The sequence below is a fragment of the Kribbella monticola genome (assembly GCF_003261635.1).
Classification (GTDB): Bacteria; Actinomycetota; Actinomycetes; order Propionibacteriales; family Kribbellaceae; genus Kribbella; species Kribbella monticola.
Window position 1 is genome coordinate 117,616 of sequence record NZ_QFXK01000034.1, and the last position, 23,106, is coordinate 140,721.

At 68.1% G+C, this 23,106-nt stretch carries 19 protein-coding genes; 6 read left to right on the forward strand and 13 right to left on the reverse strand.

The annotated features are described in order from the left end of the window. Nucleotides 1-49: 49 nt before the first annotated feature. From DIZ26_RS25155 to lepA, 3 genes are read right to left on the reverse strand one after another with little or no spacing between them, the layout of a single operon-like run. Nucleotides 50-676, reverse strand: a complete 627-nt coding sequence (locus tag DIZ26_RS25155; RefSeq protein WP_112245700.1) for an MOSC domain-containing protein — start codon at nt 674-676, stop codon at nt 50-52. A 43-nt stretch (nt 677-719) separates the two neighbouring features. Then, complete coding sequence (locus DIZ26_RS25160) at nt 720-1,649, reverse strand: aminoglycoside phosphotransferase family protein (RefSeq protein ID WP_112245702.1); 930 nt, start codon at nt 1,647-1,649, stop codon at nt 720-722. Next, nucleotides 1,649-3,535, reverse strand: coding sequence for a translation elongation factor 4 (lepA, locus tag DIZ26_RS25165; protein ID WP_198676276.1), 1,887 nt, complete (start codon nt 3,533-3,535; stop codon nt 1,649-1,651). The genes DIZ26_RS25160 and lepA overlap by 1 nt, the downstream gene beginning before the upstream one ends. Nucleotides 3,536-3,696: 161 nt before the next feature. Here lepA and DIZ26_RS25170 point away from each other — a divergent pair, with 161 nt between their 5' ends. The 5 genes from DIZ26_RS25170 (at nt 3,697) to rpsT (ending at nt 7,604) form a co-directional block, all read left to right on the forward strand. Next, nucleotides 3,697-4,602 carry an aminoglycoside phosphotransferase family protein gene (locus DIZ26_RS25170; RefSeq protein WP_112245706.1) on the forward strand — a complete coding sequence of 302 codons (906 nt, stop codon included), beginning with the start codon at nt 3,697-3,699 and terminating at the stop codon, nt 4,600-4,602. 38 nt (nt 4,603-4,640) lie between these two features. Then, complete coding sequence (locus DIZ26_RS25175) at nt 4,641-5,162, forward strand: RNA polymerase sigma factor (protein WP_232828586.1); 522 nt, start codon at nt 4,641-4,643, stop codon at nt 5,160-5,162. Next, nucleotides 5,159-6,367 (forward strand): hypothetical protein, encoded by a 1,209-nt coding sequence (locus DIZ26_RS25180; protein WP_112245709.1) that lies wholly within the window; start codon nt 5,159-5,161, stop codon nt 6,365-6,367. The genes DIZ26_RS25175 and DIZ26_RS25180 overlap by 4 nt, the downstream gene beginning before the upstream one ends. A gap of 246 nt (nt 6,368-6,613) precedes the next feature. Further along, nucleotides 6,614-7,252, forward strand: coding sequence for an SRPBCC family protein (locus tag DIZ26_RS25185; RefSeq protein WP_157979807.1), 639 nt, complete (start codon nt 6,614-6,616; stop codon nt 7,250-7,252). A 91-nt stretch (nt 7,253-7,343) separates the two neighbouring features. Continuing rightward, nucleotides 7,344-7,604, forward strand: coding sequence for a 30S ribosomal protein S20 (gene rpsT / locus DIZ26_RS25190; protein WP_112245713.1), 261 nt, complete (start codon nt 7,344-7,346; stop codon nt 7,602-7,604). A gap of 709 nt (nt 7,605-8,313) precedes the next feature. On the opposite strand, the gene holA is transcribed toward rpsT, so the two are convergent. The 4 genes from holA to DIZ26_RS25210 form a co-directional block, all read right to left on the reverse strand. Then, nucleotides 8,314-9,249 (reverse strand): DNA polymerase III subunit delta, encoded by a 936-nt coding sequence (gene holA / locus DIZ26_RS25195; RefSeq protein WP_232828587.1) that lies wholly within the window; start codon nt 9,247-9,249, stop codon nt 8,314-8,316. Nucleotides 9,250-9,430: 181 nt separating this feature from the next. Then, nucleotides 9,431-11,611, reverse strand: coding sequence for a ComEC/Rec2 family competence protein (locus tag DIZ26_RS25200; protein ID WP_232828588.1), 2,181 nt, complete (start codon nt 11,609-11,611; stop codon nt 9,431-9,433). Nucleotides 11,612-12,152: 541 nt separating this feature from the next. Then, complete coding sequence (locus DIZ26_RS25205) at nt 12,153-12,998, reverse strand: helix-hairpin-helix domain-containing protein (RefSeq protein WP_232828589.1); 846 nt, start codon at nt 12,996-12,998, stop codon at nt 12,153-12,155. A gap of 197 nt (nt 12,999-13,195) precedes the next feature. Continuing rightward, nucleotides 13,196-14,038, reverse strand: a complete 843-nt coding sequence (locus DIZ26_RS25210; RefSeq protein ID WP_112245719.1) for a DegV family protein — start codon at nt 14,036-14,038, stop codon at nt 13,196-13,198. A 53-nt stretch (nt 14,039-14,091) separates the two neighbouring features. On the opposite strand from DIZ26_RS25210, the gene DIZ26_RS25215 reads away from it, so the two are divergent. Continuing rightward, nucleotides 14,092-14,613, forward strand: a complete 522-nt coding sequence (locus DIZ26_RS25215; protein WP_112245721.1) for a pyridoxamine 5'-phosphate oxidase family protein — start codon at nt 14,092-14,094, stop codon at nt 14,611-14,613. Nucleotides 14,614-15,201: 588 nt separating this feature from the next. Here the strand turns inward: DIZ26_RS25215 and DIZ26_RS25220 are convergent. From DIZ26_RS25220 to DIZ26_RS25245, 6 genes are all read right to left on the reverse strand, one after another. Further along, the gene (locus DIZ26_RS25220; protein WP_112245723.1) at nt 15,202-17,763 is read right to left on the reverse strand and encodes an ATP-binding protein; all 2,562 of its coding nucleotides are present in this window, start codon (nt 17,761-17,763) and stop codon (nt 15,202-15,204) included. A gap of 185 nt (nt 17,764-17,948) precedes the next feature. Beyond that, nucleotides 17,949-18,158, reverse strand: a complete 210-nt coding sequence (locus DIZ26_RS25225) for a hypothetical protein (protein ID WP_198676293.1) — start codon at nt 18,156-18,158, stop codon at nt 17,949-17,951. A 147-nt stretch (nt 18,159-18,305) separates the two neighbouring features. Continuing rightward, a complete protein-coding gene (locus DIZ26_RS25230) occupies nt 18,306-18,725 on the reverse strand; it encodes a secondary thiamine-phosphate synthase enzyme YjbQ (protein WP_112245727.1) in 420 nt (139 codons plus the stop codon). 11 nt (nt 18,726-18,736) lie between these two features. Then, the gene (gene leuS / locus DIZ26_RS25235; protein WP_112245729.1) at nt 18,737-21,226 is read right to left on the reverse strand and encodes a leucine--tRNA ligase; all 2,490 of its coding nucleotides are present in this window, start codon (nt 21,224-21,226) and stop codon (nt 18,737-18,739) included. A gap of 171 nt (nt 21,227-21,397) precedes the next feature. Then, nucleotides 21,398-22,294, reverse strand: coding sequence for a helix-turn-helix domain-containing protein (locus DIZ26_RS25240; RefSeq protein ID WP_112245731.1), 897 nt, complete (start codon nt 22,292-22,294; stop codon nt 21,398-21,400). Then, on the reverse strand, nt 22,291-23,058 hold the full coding sequence (locus DIZ26_RS25245; RefSeq protein WP_112245732.1) for a phytanoyl-CoA dioxygenase family protein: 768 nt from the start codon (nt 23,056-23,058) through the stop codon (nt 22,291-22,293). Before DIZ26_RS25245 ends, DIZ26_RS25240 begins: the two co-directional genes overlap by 4 nt. Between the last annotated feature and the right edge of the window lie 48 nt (nt 23,059-23,106).

Sequence of the window (23,106 nt, forward strand, 5' to 3'; positions counted from 1 at the left end):
TCCGCCTGCCCTCGTCTTGTCTTTCCTGCGCTACCGGCTCTGTCGCGGTTCACCCGCGGGCGGCGACGCGATGTGCCAGGTCCCGGAGGTCGTCGGCGAGGTCGACACCGGAGTCGAGCATGCCCTGCATCTTCGCCGGGTCCTGCCCACCGAACAGCCCACCGACGGTCATCTCGTGCGCGGGCCGATCCAGTACCTCGATCTCGTCACCCGCGGCGATCGTGCCGGTCTTCAGCACCTTGAGATACGCCCCCGGCCGGCCCTCGGTGTGGAACTGCTTGATCCAGCCCGGAATCTCCATCCGGTGCTGGAAGGTGATGCACGGGATCCGCGGCGACCGGACCATCACCTCGACCTCGTCCCCGAGCCGCCACACCTCGCCGATCAGCGCATTGGTGATGTCGAGCCCCTCGGTCACCAGGTTCTCCCCGAACAACCCCGGCGGGATCTCCCGCCCGAGTTCCCCGGCCCACCAGGCGGCATCCTCAGCGGCGTACGCGTAAAGGGCCTGATCCGGTCCGCCGTGGTGCCGGGTGTCACAAACCGAGTCCCCCGCCAGCCCGAGTTCCCCCACCCGCACCCGCCCGGCCTGCGGTCGCTTGTCGATCGCCGTCAATCCGGTGTCCTTGGGCCCCGGAATCAGCTCCTCCACCACATTCACCGTCAGCAGCCGCATACCCGCATCCTCTCCCGGCGGCCGGTCAGGTGTCACCGCGTTTTCAGTCCTGGATCGCCTTGGTGACGGCGATGTTGCGGGTGAGCCAGTCGTCCGGCAGGGTCTCGTCGGGGGCGGCGTCGCGGACAGAGCCGAGGATGTTGACCAGTTGGCGGACGATGATCCAGTCGCGGGCGCGGTCCTCGTCGAGGCCGGCGGTGTCGATGATCGCGTAGAACCGGCGGCGAAGGGCGAAGCGGAGGTCGCGGGCAGCGGCGAGCTCCTCCCAGCGGTTCCAGAGCAGCGGCGCGACCTCGTAGTGGGGATCGCCGGAGAGCGGCTTCGGGTCGATCACCAGCCAAGGTTCACGTTCGGCCGCGAGGACGTTGAAGTAGTGCAGATCCGTGTGGATGAGGGTGCCGTCGCAGGCCGGGTCGGTGGCGAAGTCACGGGCCAGCGCGGCCGCTTGTTCGACGTACCGGCGGGGCACGGGCGCCGAGGCGGGGAGGGCGAGCAGTTCGCGCGACCAGCGTGCGGCCTGCTCCGACAGCAGCTTGAACTGCGGTCCGGCCGGGACATGCAGGCGCTTGTACGCCGAGGCGATGATCTCGCTCGCCTCGATCTCCTCGACACTCGTCAGGTCCTGCGTCTGGGTCTGTCCCGCAGGCTGGGCCCGCTCGAGCAGCATGGCGAACCGGCGCGGGTCCGCCCGGAGCAGCCGGATCGCGCCGTTGCCGTCCCACACCCGCAGCGCGAGGTGTTCGGTCCCGGCCTCCCAGTGCGGGAACTGCACCTTGAGCACGGCCGCCGCGCCGTCCGGCGTACGGACCCGTACGACCAGCGCACAGTTTCCGTACGCCGGTTCGCCGTCGGCCCGCAGGTCCCACTCGGTCAGCAGGTCGCGCGTCAGTCGCGGCAGCCGGTCGAGCCAATCGGCCCACTCGGGACCGCGGGTCGCGATCGTGAGAAAGTCCGCGGGAATCTCGACCGGCACTACTTCTTGGCCTTCTCCGACGGCTCGTTCGTCTTCAGCGCGGCGATGAAGGCTTCCTGCGGCACCTCGACCCGGCCCACCATCTTCATCCGCTTCTTGCCCTCTTTCTGCTTCTCCAGCAGTTTGCGCTTCCGGGTGATGTCACCGCCGTAGCACTTCGCCAGCACGTCCTTGCGGATCGCGCGGATCGATTCGCGGGCGATGATCCGGGACCCGATCGCGGCCTGGATCGGCACCTCGAACTGCTGCCTCGGGATCAGTTCCTTCAGCTTGCCGGCCAGCGCCACGCCGTACGAGTAGGCGTTGTCGCGGTGCACGATCGCGGAGAACGCGTCGACCGTCTCGCCCTGCAGCAGGATGTCCACCTTGACCAGGGCCGCCGCCTGCTCGCCGGTCGGCTCATAGTCGAGCGAGGCGTAGCCCTTCGTCTTCGACTTCAGCTGGTCGAAGAAGTCGAACACGATCTCGGCCAGCGGCAGCGTGTAGCGCAGCTCGACCCGGTCCTCGGACAGGTACTCCATGCCGTTCAGGTTGCCGCGCTTGGTCTGGCACAGATCCATGATCACGCCGATGTAGTCCTTCGGGCTCAGGATCGTCGCCCGCACCACCGGCTCGTAGATGTCGGCGATCTTGCCCTCGGGGAACTCGCTCGGGTTGGTGACGACGTGTTCCTTGCCGTCCTCCATCTCCACCCGGTAGACCACGTTCGGCGCGGTCGAGATCAGGTCGAGGTCGAACTCGCGCTCCAGCCGCTCGCGGACGATCTCCATGTGCAGCAGGCCGAGGAAGCCGCAGCGGAACCCGAAGCCGAGCGCGCCCGAGCTCTCCGGCTCGTACTGCAGGGCAGCGTCGTTGAGCTGCAGCCGCTCCAGGGCGTCGCGCAGGGTCGGGTAGTCGTCGCCGTCGATCGGGAACAGCCCGGAGTACACCATCGGCTGCGGGTGCTTGTAGCCACCGAGCGGCTCGGTCGCGCCGTGGATCGAGGAGGTGACGGTGTCACCGACCCGGGACTGGCGGACGTCCTTCACGCCGGTGATCAGGTAACCGACCTCGCCGACGCCGATGCTCGGCGACTTCATCGGCTCCGGGGAGATCACGCCGACCTCGAGCATCTCGTGCACGGCGCCGGTCGACATCATCTTGATCTTGTCGCGATGGTTCAACTCGCCGTCGACCACCCGGACGTAGGTGACCACGCCGCGGTACGTGTCGTACACCGAGTCGAAGATCAGCGCCCGCGCCGGAGCGTCCTTGACACCCTTCGGCGGCTCGACCTGGGCGACGATCTCGCTCAGCAGCTCCTCGACGCCCTCACCGGTCTTCGCCGAGACGCGCAGTACGTCCTCGGGCCGGCAGCCGATGATGTGCGACAGCTCGGCGGCGTACTTCTCCGGCATCGCGCCCGGCAGGTCGATCTTGTTCAGCACCGGGATGATGTGCAGGTCCGCGTTCAGCGCGAGGTACAGGTTGGCCAGCGTCTGCGCCTCGATCCCCTGCGCCGCGTCGACCAGCAGCACCGCGCCCTCACACGCCTCCAGCGACCGGGACACCTCGTAGGTGAAGTCCACGTGGCCGGGGGTGTCGATCATGTTCAGGATGTACGTCGTACCGTCCGGCGCCAGCAGGCCGCCCGGGGTGTCCGGCTTCGGCGCGAACGGCAGCCGGACCGCCTGCGACTTGATCGTGATGCCGCGCTCGCGCTCGATGTCCATCCGGTCCAGGTACTGCGCGCGCATCTGGCGTCCGTCCACCACACCGGTGATCTGCAGCATCCGGTCGGCCAGCGTCGACTTGCCGTGGTCGATGTGGGCGATGATGCAGAAGTTCCGGATCAGCGACGGGTCGGTACGACCCGGCTGCGGCACGGTCGTGGGGCCAACGGGCACGGAGGGATCCAGTTCATCTCAGGAGCAGTACGGACAAGACTCAATCATCCCACGGCAGCCCAGTCCTTTCCGCATCCAGCCGCCTGAGGTGGTCTGGACCAATGTCCCGGCGCGTGGAATTGCTCTGCGTGACCGACTGACGGCGTCTACCCTCTGGAGGTATGGCGCACGCGGTCGGGGTTCGGATGCCGTTCGAGCAGGTGCCGGGTGCGGTGCGGGGGTGGGTGGAGCGCTCGCTCGGGTCGTCGGTGGTGTCGGCGAGTACGCAGCACGGTGGGTTCTCGCCTGGTGTGGCGGCCCGGCTGGTGACCGCGTCGGGGCGGCGGGCTTTCGTCAAGGCTGTCGGGTTGTCGCTGAATCCCGATACGCCGACACTGTTCCGCAACGAGATCGCCGCTATGCAAGGACTTGCAGCCCACTCGTTGCCGTACACCCCTTTCCTGTACGACGTGTACGACGACGGCGACTGGGTCGCGCTGCTGCTCGAGGACATCGAGGGATACCTGCCGCCGCATCCGTGGCATCCGCACGACGCGGCCCGCGTACTGGACGGGCTGGCCGAGCTGACCGAGGCGCTGCAGCCGTCTCCCTGGCCGGAGGCACCGGTCGCCGCAGTACGGAGTGAAGCGTTCCTGAGTCGGTGGGACTTGGTGATCGCCGACGGACTCGAAGTACCGGAGTGGGTGTCAGGGCGTGAGCAGGAGCTCGCTGCGCTCGCCCGGACCGGGCTGGATGCGCTCGCGAAGGGCGACGGGCTGGCGCATTGGGACCTGCGGGCCGACAACATCCTGCTCACCGAGACGCGGGTCGTGTTCATCGACTGGGCGCACGCCGCACTTGCGGCCCCTTGGGCCGACACGGTGATCCTGCACGCGGACATGCGCGGGTCGGTCGAGCTGCCCGATCTCCCTGCCGACGACGGCATCACCGGCTTCCTCGCCGGCATCGCGGGCGGCCTGTGGTGGGGCAGCAACCAACCGGCACCGCCAGGACTCCCCACGATCCGCACCTGGCAACGGGAGACGGCCCTGGTTCATCTGGACTGGCTGCACGAACGCATGAGCTGACGATGCAGCGTTTCACCCCACGAGGCGTCTTAGGGGGTGTGACGAACCACATCGTGGCCCTGGTGCACTCCGACGACGTGCCAGTCGCCATCTCCGAGTTGTACCGGCAGCACTGGGTCGGGCTGGTCCGACTGGCAGTGCTGGTCGTCGACGACCCGGAGTCGGCGGAGGACGTCGTACAGGAGGTCTTCACCGAGCTCTACCGCAAGTGGCCGCTCGACGACCCCGCAAAGGTCCTCGGCTACCTGCGGACGGCAGTGCTGAACCGAAGCCGCTCTGTACTGCGCAGACGCAGAGTGGCCCGGCTCTACATCCCACCCTCCGCCCGGTCGGGTGACTCGGCGGAGAGCGCGGCCGAACTCGGTGAAAGCAGACGGGAAGTGCAGCGGGCCCTGCAGGCGCTGCCCATCCGGTCCCGCGAGGTGCTCGTCCTGCGGTACTACCTCGATCTCCCGTACGCCGAGATCGCCCAGACGCTGGGGATCAGCGAGTCCACCGCCCGGGCCACCTCGTCCCGGGCACTGGCCGCCCTCACGAAGAAGCTGAAGGAAGCCCGATGAACGACACCGAATCCCGCCTGCGTGACTACCTGACCGCCAAGGCCGGCACCATCGCTGACGACCAGGAAGCCCCCGATCTGCAGCCCGCCCACCGCCATCGCAGCTGGCCCATCATCGTCGCTGCGGCCGCGACAGCCGCAGTGCTCATCGGCGGCATCCCAGTGGCGCTCCACGTGGTCGGTAAGGACAAGACGCCACCCCCGGTCGGTGGGCCCAGCAACGAACTCCGGATCCCCTATGTCACCTCCGCCGACCACAGCTACCTGGGCTCGAACGCACCCAAGACGGGCGACGCAATCCTGCACGACGGAGAACAGACCGTCCCTTCGATCAGCGACCATGCCACGTACTACGGCCGCGTGGGCGGCGGCTGGCTGACCGACAAGCCCCACGACGGCAGACCGACCCAAGCCGGCCTGTTGATGCCGGACGGGAGCTTCCGGCCGCTCGGACCCGTCAACAGCAAGCTCGCGGTGCCGTCGCCCGACCGCCGGCAGATCGTCACGTCGCTCCGGCTCGCCAATCACCGAACGAAGGTGATCGTCGTCGATGTGGCGACCGGCAAAGAGACCGCGTCGATCACCGTGCCGCGCCAGATGGTCAGGATCTATGGCTGGAACAAGAACGGCATCTGGTTCGGTGCCGACTACGACGTCAAGGCGCAGCCGATGATCTGGCAGCCTGGCTCCGACCCTCTCCAGCTGTCGATCCCGAACTTCACCGTCACCGCGACGGCGCCGCCACAGACCGACAGAGTTCTGGTGAGCACCACCGTCGGCGGTAAGCGGTGTTTGGAAGTCGGCGTCTTGGCCGGCACCAGATTCGCTGTCATCCGCCGGTACTGCCCGAAGGCCGGGGCGTCTGCCTACCCGGTGCTCTCGCCGGACGGCCGGACGATCGTCAGCAGCGAGCAGAAGGTCGCCGTCGATGTCGCGACCGGCAAAGTCACCGCCCTCCGGCTCGAGCACAGCTTGCAGGGGTTCCCGGAGCCGGTCTTCGAGGACGCGACCCACCTGATCACCCTCCCGGCGCCACTCGCCGCCGGCCCGAACGGGAGGGGCATCATCCCGCCAGGCACACCAACCGACGAGCACGGAGCCCCCCTGATCGGCGCCCCGGTCTACCGCTGCGACACAACCACCGGCACCTGCACCCACATCTTCACCACCACCCCCCGAACCCTCATCGAGCTGGCCCTCCCCTGAGCCCACCGCGAAGGAGAACACCCAGACCCAGCCCGGCTGACCCAACGAGCCGCTCGACGACCGAGCTATCGGACGACCGAGCCGCTTGACGACCGAGCCAGCTGCGCCCTGGGGGTTGCAGCCGGCTCGGTTCTCTTTAGGTGGAGTGGGCGCGGATGACCCTGGCGTTTGTTCCGTTCTCGACCACGGATGGCACGCCCGGTCCAGCACCCGTCACCGGGAATCACGTCATCACGGAGGAGCCACATGCCCGACTTCGAGGCGTCCATCACCGTCGACGCAACCCCGGCTGACCTCTACGCCCTGATCAGCGACCTTCCGCGCATGGGCGAATGGAGCACCGAATGCACCCGCGTCACCTGGCTCCGCAGTACGACGTACGCCGTACCAGGAGCACGTTTCATCGGGCACAACCGAGCAGGGGCGATCCGCTGGTTCCCACAGGGCGTGGTGGTCGATGCGGACCCCGGCCGGCGCTTCTCGTTCCGGATCCATTTCGGGCCGATCCAGGTCGCCTCCTGGAGCTACGACCTCACCGCCACCCCCACCGGCTGCCAGGTCACCGAATCCTGGACCGACCACCGTCCAGCCGCCCTGCACCGCCCCCTCGCCCTCATCTTCGGCAACCGCCGCGACCGGAACACCGCCGGCATCCACCACACCCTCAAGTCCCTCAAGACAGCCGCCGAATCCCCACCGCCCACTAGCCCAGCCGTTGTCAGCACCCGCCCCGGCATCCTCACCGCAGATGCTGCGGAGACCGAGGTGGCGGTTCCGGGGTTGCAGGGTTCTGTCAGGTTGGTCGTCGGCGGGGCTGTAGAGTGGGGGCGTAGGCAGGCGTCGGTACCGTTGCTCGGTTTGGTGCTGACCAGGGCTTCTTGCTAGTCTGTCTCTTCGCGCGTGTGCGTTGGTACTCGCCCGTGCACGCACCACCTTTCCTGTATTGACCGCAAACTCCTGATCGAGGCTCTGCTCCGTGGCGAACATCAAGTCCCAGATCAAGCGCAACCGCCAGAACGAGGCTGCGCGGCTTCGCAACAAGTCTGTGAAGTCGACCCTCAAGACGGCAGTTCGCCGCTTCCGTGAGGCCGCCGACGCCGGCGACGCCGCGAAGGCGCAGGAGAACGCCCGCGTGGCTGCCCGCCTGCTCGACAAGGCCGCCAGCAAGGGCGTCATCCACGCCAACCAGGCTGCCAACCGGAAGTCGTCCATCTTCAAGAAGGCCGCTTCACTCTGATCGCGCCCTGACGATCGGCCCATCCCCACCGGACCGGGCCGATCGTTTTTGCGTTCCCAAAACCCACCGCTCCCCTCCCCTGAGCCGCCCCACCGCGCTCCCCTCAGGCACCCGAGTTCAAGCGCCCAGGCACCCCACTCGCGTGCCCGACCTCTGCGCTGTTTGCCGGAGCACCACCGCAAGACCGTGCGCCCTCAGCTCCGCCGCCTGGCCGGTGCACCACGGCGAGTCCGATCGCCCTCAGCTCGACGCCTCACGTGCCCAGGCTCTACGCAGTTCGTCGGTGCACCACCGCGAGACCGTGCGACCTCAGCCCCGCACCCTCGCAGGCCGAGCTCCACGCAATTCGTCGTCGCACACCGCGAGACCGTGCGCCATCAGCTCGGCACCTCACAGGGCGAGCTCCACGCAGTTTGTCGGTGCGCCACCGCAACCGTTCGCCGTCAGCGCCGCGGCTTGGCGGGAGCACCACCGCAAGAACGTGCGCCCTCAGCTCCACGCCTCACGTGCGCGAGTTCTACGCCAGTTGTTCGATGCATCGCCGCGAGATCTGCGTGACTTGGCGGCGGCCTCGCGAGGACATCGGAATGATCGCGGCAGCGGCTACGTCGAGTGGAGCAGTAGCTGGGCGTGCGCCGGGGGGCGCAGCGGCATACGTAGTACGAGGTCGCTCGGTGTTTCCCTGTGGGGCTCTTGAGCGTGTGGAGCCTTAGCGGCGGCCGTGGGCGCGGCTTACGGTGATGACCATGCGCTCGAGTGCGTAGCCTGCGTCGCCGGAGGCGCCTTTGACGTCGGCGTCTGCTTGGGCGACGGCCTTGATCGCCGTCGCCAGACCGCCGGCGGTCCAGCCACGTGCCTGTTGCTTGAGGGTCTTCAACTTCCACGGCGGTACGCCGACCTCGCGCGCCAGATCCGCTTCGCGCAGACCGCTCGGCGCACTCGTGTACTTCGCCAGCCCTCGCAGCCCGCCCGCCATCGCACTCGTCACGAGGACAGCCGCGACTCCGCAGTCCAATGCCCAGCGCAACTGCTCGAGCGCCGGCTCCGTCCGCCCGGCGATCGCGGCGTCGGCCACGGCGAAGCTGGTCACCTCGGCGCGCCCACCGAAGTACTGACCGATGAGCTCCTGGTTGACGGGCTGACCATCCGAGTCCGACACCAGCTGCGAGCAAGCACCGGCGAGCGCCCGCAGATCATGCCCGACAGCATCGACCAGCGCAGTCGCCGCCCGCTCGTCGATACTTCCGCCCAGCAGGCGAACCTCACCGAGCACGAACTGCGGCAACTCCCAAGTCTTCGGCGCCGTCGCGACCACCTCGTTGACCGAAGCCTTCCGCAACTTGTCGAGAACGGCCTTGCCCTTCTGCCCACCGGAGTGCACCAGCACCACCAGTACGTCGTCCGCCGGGGCACCGGCGTACTCCAGTAGGTGCGGCACCATCTCGGCCGGCAGATTCTCCAGCGCTCGCAGCACCAGCACTCGCTCGGTCGCGAACAGCGAAGGACCAGTCAGCTCGGCAAACACCCCGACATCGAGATCCGCCGCCACGACCTCGGTCACCTCGACCTCGGCACCCCCTTTCGAGACCGCCGCGATCGCAGACCGCACCGCGCGGTCGGCCAAGAACGTCTCGGCCCCCGTCACCAGCAGGACATCCCCAAGCTTGGGCGCAGAATTCTTTCGAGCTGCCATAACCCCGCCAGCATCCCACGCCCCACCGACAACCCACGAACCCCCGCCGCCGATGCCGATTCCGATGCCGATGCCCGCGACGCCGCGGATGTTGAAGCGGTCGCCTTCTGGGAGATTGAGGACCGGGGTTCGGTCAGTGGGTGGAGCTGGTTGAAAGGGACAGGCCGTGGGAAGTGGTGAGGACTGCTAGGGAGCCTTGGGTGTCGGTGCGGGCGGTGGTCATGCCGGCGTGGGTGAGGAGGTCGAGAGTGCGCGGGGCGGGGTGACCGTAGTCGTTGTCGATGCCGGCGGAGATCAGGGCGAGTTTGGCGCCGGTTGACTGGATGAAGGTTGGGTCCTGTTGGGCCGAACCGTGGTGCGGGACCTTGAGGACGTCGGCTCGGAGGTCGACTCCCGTTGCGACGACTGCTCGTTGGGATTCTGGTTCCAGATCGCCGGTGAGGAAGAGTCGCAGGCCGGACGCCTCGACCATCATGGCGATACTCGCGTTGTTCTCCGGTGAACCTTCGTCGGTAGGAGTCGCAGAGGATCGGCCTGGTTGCGGCAAGGCGGGGACTCGGGCTGGCCAGAGCGTGGTCCAGCTGACTGGCCCGATCGTGCGTCGTTCATGAAACGCCACCGTCCGCAGCGGTATCCGGTGCAACTCAGCCAACTCGACGACGCGCCTGTACTCGGCCGCTGGCGAGAAGTAGGGCGTCACCTCGATCTCATCGACCTGCCTGTCGCGCAGTACGCCAGCCAGGCCGCCGACGTGGTCTGCATGGAAGTGGGTGAAGACGAGCACCGGCACGCGAGTCACTTGGAGCTCTCGCAGGCAGCGGTCCATCGCCGCAGGGTCCGGGCCCGTATCCACCACAACTGCGACGCCGCCACCAACTCGCAGTACTAGTCCGTCGCCTTGACCCACATCGCAAGCCACGAGCAGCCAGCCGTTTGGCGGCCACGTCAGCGAACCGACGGGACGTAGTACGAGTACGGCGACCAGTACTACGGCGAGCACGACAGCGATCGGCTTTGCCAGGATGCGGTGGAGGCCGACGATCAGGGCGAGGCAGAGCAGAGTGAGTACGCCGACGCCGATGACTGTGGCGGGCCAAGCGCTTGCAGCGCCGGGGAGACTCGCGCCTTGCTGGGCGACGACGATGATCCAGCGAGCCGGCCAGCTCGCGAGCCAGCCGGTCAGGCGAGCCAGATCCGCGCTGAGCAAGGCGATACCGGCCGTACCGAATCCGATGATCGTGGCTGGGCCGACTGCTGGGCCGGCGAGGAGGTTCGCCGCTACCGCGATCAGTGAGACCTGGCCTGACAACCAGGCGACCACTGGAGTGCAGGCGATTTGTGCGGCGAGAGGGCAGGCGACTGCTTCGGCCAGGCGCAGCGGCATCCACTTGGCGAGCGCGTCACGCCAATCCGGGCCGAGCAGAACGATGCCGGCGGTCGCTAGTGCCGAGAGCGCGAATCCGGCAGATCTTGCCAGCGAGGTGTCGAGCAGCAGCAAGGTGAGGATGGCGACCGACAAGGTTCGCACCGCTCGTCGGCTGCCTCCGTTGCCCGTCATCGCTGCCAGGGCGACGAGTCCCATCATGGCCGCGCGCAGGACGCTTGGTTGCGGGCGAGCGAGGATGACGAACACGACGACCATCGCGAGGCCGACGACGTTCAAGCCGCGGGCGCGGATGCCGAGCAGCCTGGCCAACGGTAGGACGAACGCGAGGAGCAAGGTCAGGTTCGTTCCTGAGACGGCTGACAAGTGGGTCAAGCCGGTGACTTTGAAGTCGTCGGACAGGTCGGCGGGGAGGCCCGATTCGTCGCCCATCACCAGGGCGGGGATCAGGCCGCGGACGGCCTCCGGTTGATCGGAGACCGCTTGGCGCAGTCCGCCTCGCACTCGTTCAGCGGCTCTCAGCCACCAGGCTGGTTCGTCGAGAATCTTCGGGGCAGCGCGCGCCGACAGCATTGCGGCGACATCGGAACCGGACTCGACCGGCGCCAACCTGCCACCGGCTTCGAGGTGTTGGCCGAAGCGGACCTCCTTCCATCGAACCGGGCCGACGACCAGCACCGGCGTACGCACTCGGGTGGTCTGTCCTCTGCCGGTCACCTCCTCGATCGTTGCTCTGACGACGACGTACGGCGGTCGCCGTTTGCTGGTGCTGGTTCGTACGGCGGGGTCGCCGTCGATCTTCAAGCGCACCTTCACCGCGGCTTCGGTGGATGCAAGTTCACGCACCGGGCCGGCGCGGAGGCTCTGCACTTGCAGAGCGGACGCGAATGCCATGCCCGCGACGACGACGATCACGCCAGCTGTTGTCACGACCTTCGGGTTGCGACGGAATCGAAGGAACAACCCGAAGCCAAGCAGGAGCGCGATTACACCGGTCACAACCCCAGCAGCCGGCCGCTGACCGACCAGAATCACAGCCGTCAGCCACCCACCTGCCGCCGGACCCAGCAACCGCACATCCAGCAATCCCTCCCCTAAAGAGTCAGACGGTGAGAGGGCGGACTCGCTTGCTGCATCGGTCGGAGGAGAGAAAATGGTGCCGGGGGCAACGTCGTCCGATGGGAGCCCGCCGAGCGCGTCCTCGGGTGACCCGGAAAGGAAACCCTGCTCCGAGGTGGAATCGCCGAAGGTCGACCCGCCGGAACTCGGTAGGCCAGGCCTCGACCTGCCGGAGGTCGGTCGGCCGACGGTCGGTCCGGCGCCGGTCGGTCCGGCGGATTCAAGTTCGCCGCTAGTCGCCCTGGCGGAGGTCGGATCGCCGGAAGCTGACCCGACGGAAGTCGGCCCGATGGGGTTCGAGTCGCGGGACTTCGAGTCGGCGGGGGTGGGCTCGGGCGAGGATGTGGGGTTGCTAGACGTGGACATGGGGTTTTAGGGATTCGAACTTTTTTTCGCCTACGCCGGTTACCTCTTGGAGTTCGTCGATGGTGGTGAAGTGGCCGTGTTCGGTTCGCCAGTCGAGGATTCGCTGGGCTAGGACTGGGCCGACGCCCGGGAGGGATTCCAGGTCGGCGAGGGTGGCCTTATTGAGATCCACCGGCGTCGACGTGGGGTTGGCGGGCGATGTGCCTCCGGGGCCAGGAGTGGCGGCAGGGGGTGGTGGGGCGCCGGGGATGCCGACGAGGATTTGTTCGCCGTCGGAGACCTGGCGGGCGAGGTTGAGGCTGGTCAGGTCTACGCCGGGCAGGGCTCCGCCGGCGAGCAGGAGTACGTCGGCTACTCGCGAGCCTGGAGCGGCGCGGACCAAGCCCGGGCGGCGGACCTTTCCAGCTACGTCGACGACGACTTCCTGTGATGCCGGTGAGGTGCCGGGTGAGCCGGAGGTCGAGGGTTGTGGGATGGCTGAGGTCGAGGTCGACGGTTGGGCGACGGGTGATCCGCCGATGGCCGACGGCGGTGAGGGGTGGGCATCGGGGATGACCTCGGGTCGGCTGTGGAAGACCGACCAGGCAGCCCACGCCAGGCCGAGCACCAGGATGACGGTGAGCACCGCGATGTGTCGCGGGGCCAGTGTCCAGTTGCTTGCGCGGAGTCGTTCGGGAACCGCTGTTTCGGGTATCCATCCACCTCGCACCTCCTCATCACTCCCCAGTTGTTCGTCGCGTCGCACCGCTCCTGCCGCAGCCGCGTGCAGCCGGGCGAGCGCGCGGAGGCGCCCGTCCGGATCGGGCGCTGGGGTTCGGCGTCTGACCTTCACGCCAGAGAAGGTACGAGCGTTGGAGCCGCCGGTCAGAAGAACTTCCAAGCCTGTGGAAACCGCCGATGAAGAGCAGCGGGCTGGCAGGGCATCGGCGCGGGGTGCAGCGGGGCGCGAGGCCGGGTGCGGGGCGCAGCGGGCGCGCGGGTTGGGTGAGGGGCGTTGCGGAGGGTTGGCTGCGGTTGGTCGAGGTGGGGCTAGTGCGGGGCTACTACTACGGCGAGCATGCCGGGGCCTACGTGGGCGCCTATTACGGCGCCTACTTCGCGGAGGACGATCTCGTCGGCTTGGGGGAGGCGCTCGGCGAGGCCGTCGGCGAGGGTTTGGGCCTTGTCGAGGTTGGCGAGGTGGTGGACCGCGAGCTGGACCGGGCCGTCGCCGGCGCGCTGGACGGCGATGTCGGCGAGGCGGGCGATCGCGCGACTCGACGTACGGACCTTTTCGAGGGGGACGATCCGACCGCCGCTGATCGTGAGGAGCGGCTTGACGGCGAGCGCCGTACCGAGCAGGGCCTGGGCGGCGCCGATCCGGCCGCCCCGGCGCAAGTACTCGAGGGTGTCGACGTAGAAGTACGACGATACGGCCGACATTCGAGCCCGGGCGGCCGCTTCGACGCCGGCTTGATCGGCGCCTGCGGCAGCGGCCGCGGCAGCCGCGAGCACCGGGAATCCGAGTCCCATCCCGAGGGAGCGCGAGTCGACGACCCGGACCGGGATCGGCGACTCCTTCGCTCCGATCATCGCCGCCTCGAACGTGCCGGACATATCGCCGGACAGATGGATCGAGACGATCGACTCCGCACCCGCCGCGGCACACGACGCATAGGTGTCAGCGAACGACTGCGGAGCCGGCCGGCTGGTCGAGACGGGCGTGAACGTCTTCAGCGCCTCCGCGACGGCGTCCGCGCTGGTGGCGCCGTCGTCGTACGACGTGCCGCCGATCACCACCTGCAGCGGTACGACGGTCAGCGGGAGCCGGAGCACCTCGTGCGCCGACAGACCCGCGGTGGAGTCGGTGACGACGTGCACGCGGGCGGACATGCAGCGAGGTTACCGGAGAGTTTTCGTCGGCGCCTCGTGTCAGACTCCGAAGCATGTTGGACAGCCCCGAGGAAATCGCCGCGCTGCAGCGGCTACTGGATGCGGCTTACGAGGGCTCGACCGAGCATCTCCGCAACATCATCACCGACCCGCGCCATCTCGACGCACAGAATCTGGTCGACGTACTGACCGGCATGTGCACGCTCAACCTCGCCACCGTGACGGCCCACAACGAGCCCCGGATCAGTGCCGTCGACGGGCACTTCCTGCATACCCGATGGGTCTTCACGACCTCCGGTACTGCGGCGAAGGCGCGCCACCTGCGAGCCAGACCGGCCGCCAGCATCTCGTACGTCGATGGTGAGCGGATCGGCGTGTTCAGCCACGGCCAGGTGGAGTTCCTCACCACCGAGGACCCCGACTTCGGCGAGATCGAGGCGCATCTGACCAAGCACTACGGGAGCTCACCGAGCAGCTGGGGTCCCGAGATCGTCTACTGCCGACTGCAACCCACCTGGATGGTCGGTTACGCCTTCGACAAGGCCGCGCTGCTCGACGAGAAGACGGCGCGGTGAGGCGGAGGCCAACCCCTCCGCTGGCCTCCACCTCACCGATAGAGCTGGCTCCCCCTCGGTGTCAGCTCTGCAACGCCTGGTACCGGCTGTGCGGCGAACCGTCCCCTGTGCGGTTCACCGCGATCGCCCCGGGAGACCCCAGCGGCCGACCCACCGGTGGGTGACCAAACCCACCGGCTTTCCCGTATCGGCCGGGTCGGCACTCGTCCCCTGTGTCGTGTGCCTGACCACTGCTGGGATCTCACCCCGGGTCCGGTGCCCTGACGGCGCACGGCACCCGGTTTGTCGTAGGACAGGCCCGCACGCTGCAGCACTCCGGAGTGCTCGGCAACCGGTCGGCGCCCCCACCGTCCGGCAGTCGGCTGTACTCCGCGTCGCCTGCTCCAGGTGCTCGAGCCGTACCGGCAGTCCGGTGGACTGTGCTTGCCTCGTCACAGCCACCACCCCGTTTCTCCGCCGTCAGCCCGAACCCGGTCTCGGATCTCTGTCTCGTGGACCCTGTCCTACGGCTGTAATTCTTGTGTCGGGCCGCATGTCAGGACGAGGCAGAAGTACCGGCAGTTCTCCGGCAGCTTGGCCGGATCCGCGTCAGGAAAGCGCAGTCAGTACGTCGTCCGCCAAGCGCTGGACGGACTCGGCAGGGTTCGGCTCGGGCCAGCCGGAAGCCTCTGTGGCACGGGCGCACGACTCCTGCAGCACTTCCCAGGCAGTCGGGAGCATGGGCGGGTCCATCGTGCGCTGCCAGGCCAACAGCTGCCCGCAGAGCCGGTCAGCCTGCTCATGCTGCCCCAGCGCGTGCAGCACGGCTACAGCCTCGGGCAGCACGTCCAGCAGGTACACGACCCGCCCCTCCGCCAGCAGCCGGCTCACAGCGTCCCGGATGGACAGCCGAGCCTGCTCGAAGTCCTTGGCCTGCCGGGCCAGCCTGCTGCGGTACAGCATCACCAGGTAGTCGAAGTAGCCCCGGTGGCCGCGGATGTCGGCGTCGGCCTCATCCAGCAACGCCCGAGCTTGGTCGTACTTGCCGGCCTGGAACTCCACCATCGCCAGGCAGCCCGCCACCTTGGTCCGGTCGGGGTCGTCCGAGGCCTGACTGTCCCTGGCCAGCTCTGCCCAGCGACGCGCCTCCTCCAGGTTGCCGAGCTCCAGCTCCACCCGGCTCAAGGCCATGTAGGCGATCTCGTCCGGATAGACGCCAGGGTTCGACAGAGCGGCAGCCCAGGCGAGCAACAGCTCCTTGGCCTCGGGCAGCCGTCCCCAGCGAGCCAGAGCGAGCCCACAGATCGCCTGGACGGTGGCAGACCGCTGTGCGTCGCCATGCGCACGGGCGTCGTCCACCAGCGCAGGTATCTCGGCCAGGCTCACCGTGTCGAGCAGCAGCGAGCCCGACGACACCCAGCCACCCCTGGCGACCAGACCCATCTCCGACTCCGGCGGCATCAACGTACGCGCCTCGCCGTAGTGCCGCCGGGCGGCCCGGACATCGCCAGTGAGACTCGACAGCCGACCGGCGATCGCCAGCAGCCGGCCGCTGGTCTCCTTGTCCGCCACATTGTCCGCCGCAGCGCTGGCCCACTGGATGCCGCTCTGCGCCACGCTCGCTTGGTACTGCCAGGCGATCCGGAAGCCGAGCACGATCCGCGCGGCCGTGTCCCAGTCCCCCAGCTCGGCCGCGCGTTCCAGCGCGACCTCGAAGGTGGCCGAGTTCGCATTGGCCGCGCGGTACCGACGATCGCGATCCGGCGAGGACCAGGCCCCGTCCAGGCCTTCCACGTACGTCGAGCACCAGGCGACCGTGCGATCGCGGAACTCGGTCAGATCGGAGTCCTGCGAGGACAACCCGGCGTACGCGTGCTCGCGGATCGTCTCCAGCATCTTGTACCGCGCGCCGTACAGCGCCTCGAACTCGAGCACCGGCTGCAGCAGCGACTTGTCCACCAGCTCGGCGAGCAGCATCGGTACGTCGGCGGCGTCGATCGGCGGCCCAGTGCAGACACCGACGACCGCGTCGAGCGTGAAAGGCGAGCCCAGCATCGACGCCCGATACAGCAACTGGCGCGCGGGGTCGGAGAGCGCGTCGACGCTCCAGGCGATCGTGTCGGCAAGCGTGCGCTGGTGGGGCGCCCCGAATCGCCGCGGCCCCGACAGCAGCCGGAACCGGTCGTCCAGCGCAGTCAGGATCGTCTCGACCGACAGGGAACCCGCCCGAGCGGCCGCAAGCTCCAGAGCAAGTGGCAACCCGTCCAGCCGCTGGCAGAGGCGAGCGACGGTGGTGGCGTTCTCCGAGGTCAGCTGGAAGTCCGGGCGCACCCGAGCGGCACGTCGTACGAACATCTCTACGGCGGGGCTCGCGGCGATCTCGGCGTAGTCGGTGTCGTTCGCCGGTACGCCGAGGACCTGCACGCGGCGGACCACCTCGTCGGGCAGGCCGAGCGGGATCCGCGACGTCACCAGTACGCCGATGCCGGGGAAGCTGCGCACCATCCGGTTGGCCACGGTCGCGACACCGTCGAGCACGTGCTCGGCGTTGTCCTCCACGATCACCAGATCACCGGGCTTGCGGCCCGCCAGCACATCGTCGAGATCAGACGTCCCAGGAGCAGTGCCGAAGGCGTCAAGAATCGCAGACGGTACTGCGGCGTCGCGCTGAACCGTGGTCAGGTCGACGACCACCACCGTCGTGTCGGCCCCCGAGAAGCGGTCGGCCGCGGCCAGCGCCAGCTCGGTCTTGCCGACGCCACCCGGACCGACCAGGGTCACCAGGCGGTTCTGCCGCAGTAGCGCCTCGAGCTCGACCAGCTCGTCCTCGCGCCCGACGAGACCGTCCGGGATCGGCCTGGTGCCACGCCAGCGCAACCCGGTGGGAGCCGGAGCGGCCACTGCGATCACCGGCCGGACGGTGGCGTGCCCAGCCGCGGCGAGGAACCGGCCGGCATCGCCGTCGCGCAGACCGAGTCCTTCGGCGAGCAGCCGGACGGAGTCCTTCCGCGGCCGCGCGACCCGGCCCGCCTCGAGCTCGCGGATCGTGCGCACGCTGAGCCCGGCGCGATCGGCGAGCTCCTCCTGGGAGAACCCTGCCTGGACCCTCAAGTCGAGCAAGAGGTCGGCAAAACCCCGCCGTCCCTCGACCCGGCCATCAGCGTCCGACAAAGCCCGTCACCCCTTCAGAGCCTCACACGTCCCTCGCACAACATAGCGTGACAGCTTCTCAGATAACGGACGCACCTGGCGACCGGAGTCCGGGACGGCGTCCCGCCGAAGGGCGGACAAAATGGCCGAATTCGGCCGGGCCGGGTGAAAACAACGGCATTACTGACGCGACAAGAATGCCCTTGTCAGGCCGTCGCGCCGACCGCCACCGGCTCATTGTCCGGCGCGGTCTGCGGCTCGCCCAAAGAAACCAGAGAAAGCTGGGGCTCGTAGAGAGAAAGCACTCCGGCCCACTCCTCGATCCGCGCCCGGGTGACGGCGCGGCCGAGCTCGGCGTTCAGGACGCTCCCCGCGCAGATGCCACGGGTCGCACGGACCAGCAGTTCAGTGCTCACCGAGAGCCACTGTTCGCGAAGGGTTGCCATAGGCAGTATTCAAGCGAAGCTGTGTTTCGCGAACGTAACGTGACAGGCAACATCGCGATAAGTCACCAAATACCGCAATTGCGGTATTACCCGGTAGTCCAGCAACAGCTTGAACTCTCAGCTTGGTAACCAGGACAACCGGACCTGCCGGCGCGGATTGTCCACGTTGGTGTCGACCAGACAGATCGACTGCCACGTCCCGAGCATCATCCGGCCGCCGATCACCGGCACGGTCGCGTACGGCGGGATCAGTGCGGGCAGCACGTGATCGCGCCCGTGCCCCGCCGAGCCGTGCCGGTGCTGCCACTCGAAGTCCTTCGGCAGCAACTGCTCCAGCACCGCCAGCAGGTCCGTGTCGCTACCGGCTCCCGTCTCCAGGATCGCGAGCCCGGCGGTGGCGTGCGGCACGAACACGTGCAGCAGTCCGTCGCCCTGGGCCTGGTGGGCCTCAGCGGCGACGAACTGCTCACACCTGCTGGTCAGATCGAAGACGACCTGCTGACTACCGGTACCGATGTCGATCAGCTCGGAACGCATACGGCAGCGTCTCAGGCCGGGACGATGTTCACCAACTTGGGCGCGCGGGCGATCACCTTGCGGATGCCCCGGCCGTCCAGCGCGGCCTGCACCGCGTCGTCGGCCAGCGCCAGCTTCTCCAGCTCGGCGTCGGTGATGTCCGGGGACACCTCCAGCCGGGCCTTGACCTTGCCGGCGATCTGGACCACGGCCGTGACCGAGTCCTGGACCAGCAGGGCCGGGTCGACAACAGGCCAGCCCGCCTTCGCGACGGTCGGCTGGTGGCCCAGGTTCTCCCACATGTCCTCGGCCGTGTACGGCGCGACCAGGCTCAGCAGGATCGCCACCGTCTCGACGGCTTCCCGTACTGCGGGGTCGGCGGCACCCGGTCCGGAGTCGATCGCCTTGCGGGTCGCGTTCACCAGCTCCATCACCCGGGCGACCATCACGTTGAACCGGTACGACTCGATCAGCTCGGTCGCGTCGGCCACCGTACGGTGGGTCAGCTTGCGCAGCGCCAGGTCACCCGTGGACGGGTCGGCCCCGACCGGAGCCTCGACCGAACCGCTCAGCCGCCAGGCCCGCTGCAGGAAGCGCAGCGAACCACCGGGAGACAGGTCGGCCCAGTCGATGTCGTCGTCCGGCGGACCGGCGAACACCATCGTCAACCGGATCGCGTCGACGCCGAACTCGTCCAGCTGGTCGCCCAGGTTGACCCCGTTGCCCAGCGACTTGCTCATCGCCTTGCCCTCGTTGATCACCTGGCCCTGGTTCAGCAGCCGAGTGAAGGGCTCGACGGCGTCCAGCATGCCCATGTCGTGCAGTGCCTTGGTGAAGAAGCGCGCGTACAGCAGGTGCAGTACTGCGTGCTCCTTGCCACCGACGTACTGGTACGCCGGCATCCAGCGGTTCACCGCCGCCGGGTCGAAGGCGCCCTCGGTGTACTCCGGGGAGCAGTAGCGCAGGAAGTACCAGGACGAGTCGACGAAGGTGTCCATCGTGTCGGTGTCCCGCTCGGCGGGTCCACCACACTTCGGACAGCTGACCTCGACCCAGTCACGGGCCGACGCCAGGGGCGAGACACCCCGGGGAGCGAGAGCCGCACCCCGCAGGTCCGGCAGCTCGACCGGCAGCTGGTCGTCCGGCACCGGTACCTCGCCGTCGACCGGGCAGTGGATGATCGGAATCGGCGCACCCCAGTAGCGCTGGCGGCTCAGCAGCCAGTCGCGCAGCCGGTAGTTGATGGTGCGCTCGCCCAGGCCTTTGTCCTGCAGCCAGTCGATGATCTTCGCCTTGGCCTCGGCCACGTCCAGGCCGTTCAGGCTGATCTCGTCGTTGGCGCTGTTGATGGCGGGGCCGTCGCCGGTGTACGCCTTGCCGTCGAAGCCGTCCTCCGGCTGCACGGTCCGCACGATCGGCAGCCCGAACTTCTCCGCGAACTCCCAGTCCCGCGAGTCCTGCGCCGGCACGGCCATGATCGCGCCGGTGCCGTAGTCGGACAGCACATAGTCGGCGGCCCAGATCGGGATCCGCTCGCCGGTCACCGGGTTGGTCGCGTACGAGCCCAGGAAGACACCGGTCTTCTCCCGGTCCGTGCTCAGCCGCTCGATCTCAGTCGAGGACTTGACCGCGGTCAGGTACGCGTCGAACGCCTCCCGCTGCTCCGGCGTGACCAGCTCCTCGGCCAGCTTCGCGTCCGGGGCGACCACCATGAAGGTGGCGCCGAACAGCGTGTCCGGACGAGTGGTGAACACCTTGATCGGCTCGTCGCGGCCCTCCACCTTGAAGTCGGTGAAGGCGCCCTCGGAGCGGCCGATCCAGTTCCGCTGCATCAGCAGGATCTCTTCGGGCCACTGCAGCAGGTCCATGTCGTCCAGCAGGCGCTGCGCGTACTCGGTGGTCTTGAAGTACCACTGGGTCAGCTCGCGCTTGGTGACCTCGAACCCGCAGCGCTCACACCGGCCCTGCACGACCTGCTCGTTGGCCAGCACGGTCTGGTCGTTCGGGCACCAGTTCACGTACGACGCCTTGCGGTAGGCCAGCCCGCGCTCGTAGAAGCGCAGGAACAGCCACTGCGTCCACCGGTAGTACTCGGGGTCGGACGTGTGCAGCCGGCGGGACCAGTCGAAGCTCAGCGCATACCGCCGGATCGACTCCGCCTGGGTCTCGATGTTGGCGTACGTGTAGGTCGCCGGGTGCTCGTTGCGCTTGATGGCCGCGTTCTCGGCGGGCAGCCCGAAGGAGTCCCAGCCGATCGGGTTCAGCACGTCGTAGCCCTGCTGGAACCAGAACCGCGACAGCACGTCGTGCAGCGCGAACACCTCGCCGTGGCCCATGTGCAGGTCACCGGACGGGTAGGAGAACATCGTCAGCGCGTACCGGCGCTCGGCCGAGCCGTCGTCGCGCGCCTTGAACGGGTCGAGCTTCTCCCAGACCGGCCGCCACTTGGCCTGCATGGCATTGAAGTCGTAGCCGCCGCGGTCGATCGCGCCGTCCGCCTCGTGCTCCACCTGCTCGCTCACCGTCGTACTCCTGCGTCTTGAGATGTCATGGGAACCCTGCCAGAAAGTGCCGAGAAATGAAAAAGCCCCTCACACAGGAGGGGACGCCGCACTGACCGGCGCAGAAGGCGCCTGATTGCCAGTACGGCTAGCTAAGGAGCAGGGTCACTCGCATACACCCAGATTAGCGCATCACACGAAGGAGGTCCCCCCGGTACGCCGGAACTCGCCTGGGGTGCGGCCGTAGTGGCGTTTGAAAGCGGTGGAGAACGGCCGTACGTCGGAGTACCCGCAGGCCCGCGCCACGTAGGTGACCGTGAGGGTGTGGTCCAGCAACAGCTGTGCTGCAAGCTCCAGGCGCATCCGGCGCAGCGTGGACATCAGGGAAGCCCCCGTGACCGTCTGGAAGAGCCGCTCGGCGTGTCGCTCAGACAGGTGCACAGCGGCCGCGACCTCTCGTACGGTCACCGGGCGGGCCAGGTTGTCGAGCAGATGCCGCTGCATCGCCTCGACCACCACTGGACCGCGGTCGCGCACTATCGGCTCTACTGACAGGTCCTCGTCGAGCGCGAAGGCTCTGGCTGTGTCCAGCACCAAGGCAGTCCCGAAGGCCGCCAGCGATTCGCTGTAGCCCGACTGTGGCGTCGCAGCCTCACGCGCGAGAGCAGCGACAACCGCAGGCAGCCCTCCAACTGCTGTGGAAACCACCGGACCGTCCGGGCGAGTCAGCCCCGACCACCAGCCTGTGCCGCCACCAGCGGACACCGCACGAAACGTGAAGCCCCAGAAGGCGATGCCCAGCGGCGAGGACCGGCTCGACTCGATCTCGTGGACGTCACCCGGCCGCGCCAGGAACACATCGCCCGCAGCGACGTCGTACTCCGTCGGACCGGAGTTGAAGCGACCCTCGCCGGCGTACGCCAGGCAGACCTCGTGGAACGAGTGGCTGTGCCAGTAGTTGCGCCAGTACTCCGGCCGGTAGTGCCCCCAGCTCACGAAGTCGGCCCGAAAGCCGCCGACCTCGCAGGACTCCAGCAGTCCCGCGAGGTCCACGAACTGGTCCGCTGTCGCGACAGCCGCCAGACTCAAGCGCCACTCCTACCGGTCGGGTCCACTCCCCTCAGCATCATGCCCTGCCCCAGCGAGTGGTCGTGGGTCTTCACCGTGGGCGGGTCGGACGGGTCGCGGTACTGCACCAGCCAGGTGGTCCGCGGCTCGTTACTGACGTTCACCCCCGAGCCGTGCACGGTCAGATAGGTGAAGAACAGCACGTCGCCGGCCTCGGCGGGCTGCGGTACGGCGTCGTCGAACGGTACGTCGGGCAGGTGGAACGAGCCCTCCGGGTCGTGCTCGCGCGGACCCGCCAGGTGGCTGCCCGGGATCACCCGGACGCAGCCCTTCTCTTCCGGCGCGTCGTCGAAGTGGAAGATCGCGGCGCCGACCCGGTGGTACGTGTGCGGGAAGAACGGGTAGTCCTGGTGCAGCGGGAACGGCGACCCGTTCTCCGGCGGCTTCACGAACAGCTTGGTGTGATGCAGCTGGACGTCCTCCACGCCCATCACCGCAGCGGCCACGTCGGTGAACCGCGGGTCGACCAGCAGCCGCGAGAACGCCGCGTCGTAGAACTGCGCATCGTGCAGATGCTGTAGCCGCGTCTTGCCGCCCGACATCCCCATCGCGGACTGCCAGGTCGGGTCGTCGTCGCGGTTCAGCCGTTCGAGCAGCGCATGGCTGGTCGCGCGATAGGCGGCCGCTTCTTCCTTGCTGAGCAGGCCTTTCACCAGCACGAAGCCCTGCTCGGCGTACTGCGACGCCAGCGCCGGCAGATCCGTCGTACCTTGCGTGATCGTCATCTCGGAATCCTCCTGTTCGGGTACTCCGAGCCTAGGAACCACTCGCGC

Excerpts from the sequence above, each read along its gene's own strand:
- DIZ26_RS25210 (WP_112245719.1), bottom strand. The coding sequence starts at position 14,038 with ATGTCCGCCCGCGTGCACGTCGTCACCGACTCCACCGCGGGTCTGTCG.
- DIZ26_RS25215 (WP_112245721.1), top strand. The coding sequence starts at position 14,092 with ATGTTGGACAGCCCCGAGGAAATCGCCGCGCTGCAGCGGCTACTGGAT.
- DIZ26_RS25230 (WP_112245727.1), bottom strand. The coding sequence starts at position 18,725 with ATGCGTTCCGAGCTGATCGACATCGGTACCGGTAGTCAGCAGGTCGTC.
- DIZ26_RS25155 (WP_112245700.1), bottom strand. The coding sequence starts at position 676 with ATGCGGCTGCTGACGGTGAATGTGGTGGAGGAGCTGATTCCGGGGCCC.
- DIZ26_RS25185 (WP_157979807.1), top strand. The coding sequence starts at position 6,614 with ATGCCCGACTTCGAGGCGTCCATCACCGTCGACGCAACCCCGGCTGAC.
- DIZ26_RS25245 (WP_112245732.1), bottom strand. The coding sequence starts at position 23,058 with ATGACGATCACGCAAGGTACGACGGATCTGCCGGCGCTGGCGTCGCAG.
- DIZ26_RS25170 (WP_112245706.1), top strand. The coding sequence starts at position 3,697 with ATGGCGCACGCGGTCGGGGTTCGGATGCCGTTCGAGCAGGTGCCGGGT.
- DIZ26_RS25180 (WP_112245709.1), top strand. The coding sequence starts at position 5,159 with ATGAACGACACCGAATCCCGCCTGCGTGACTACCTGACCGCCAAGGCC.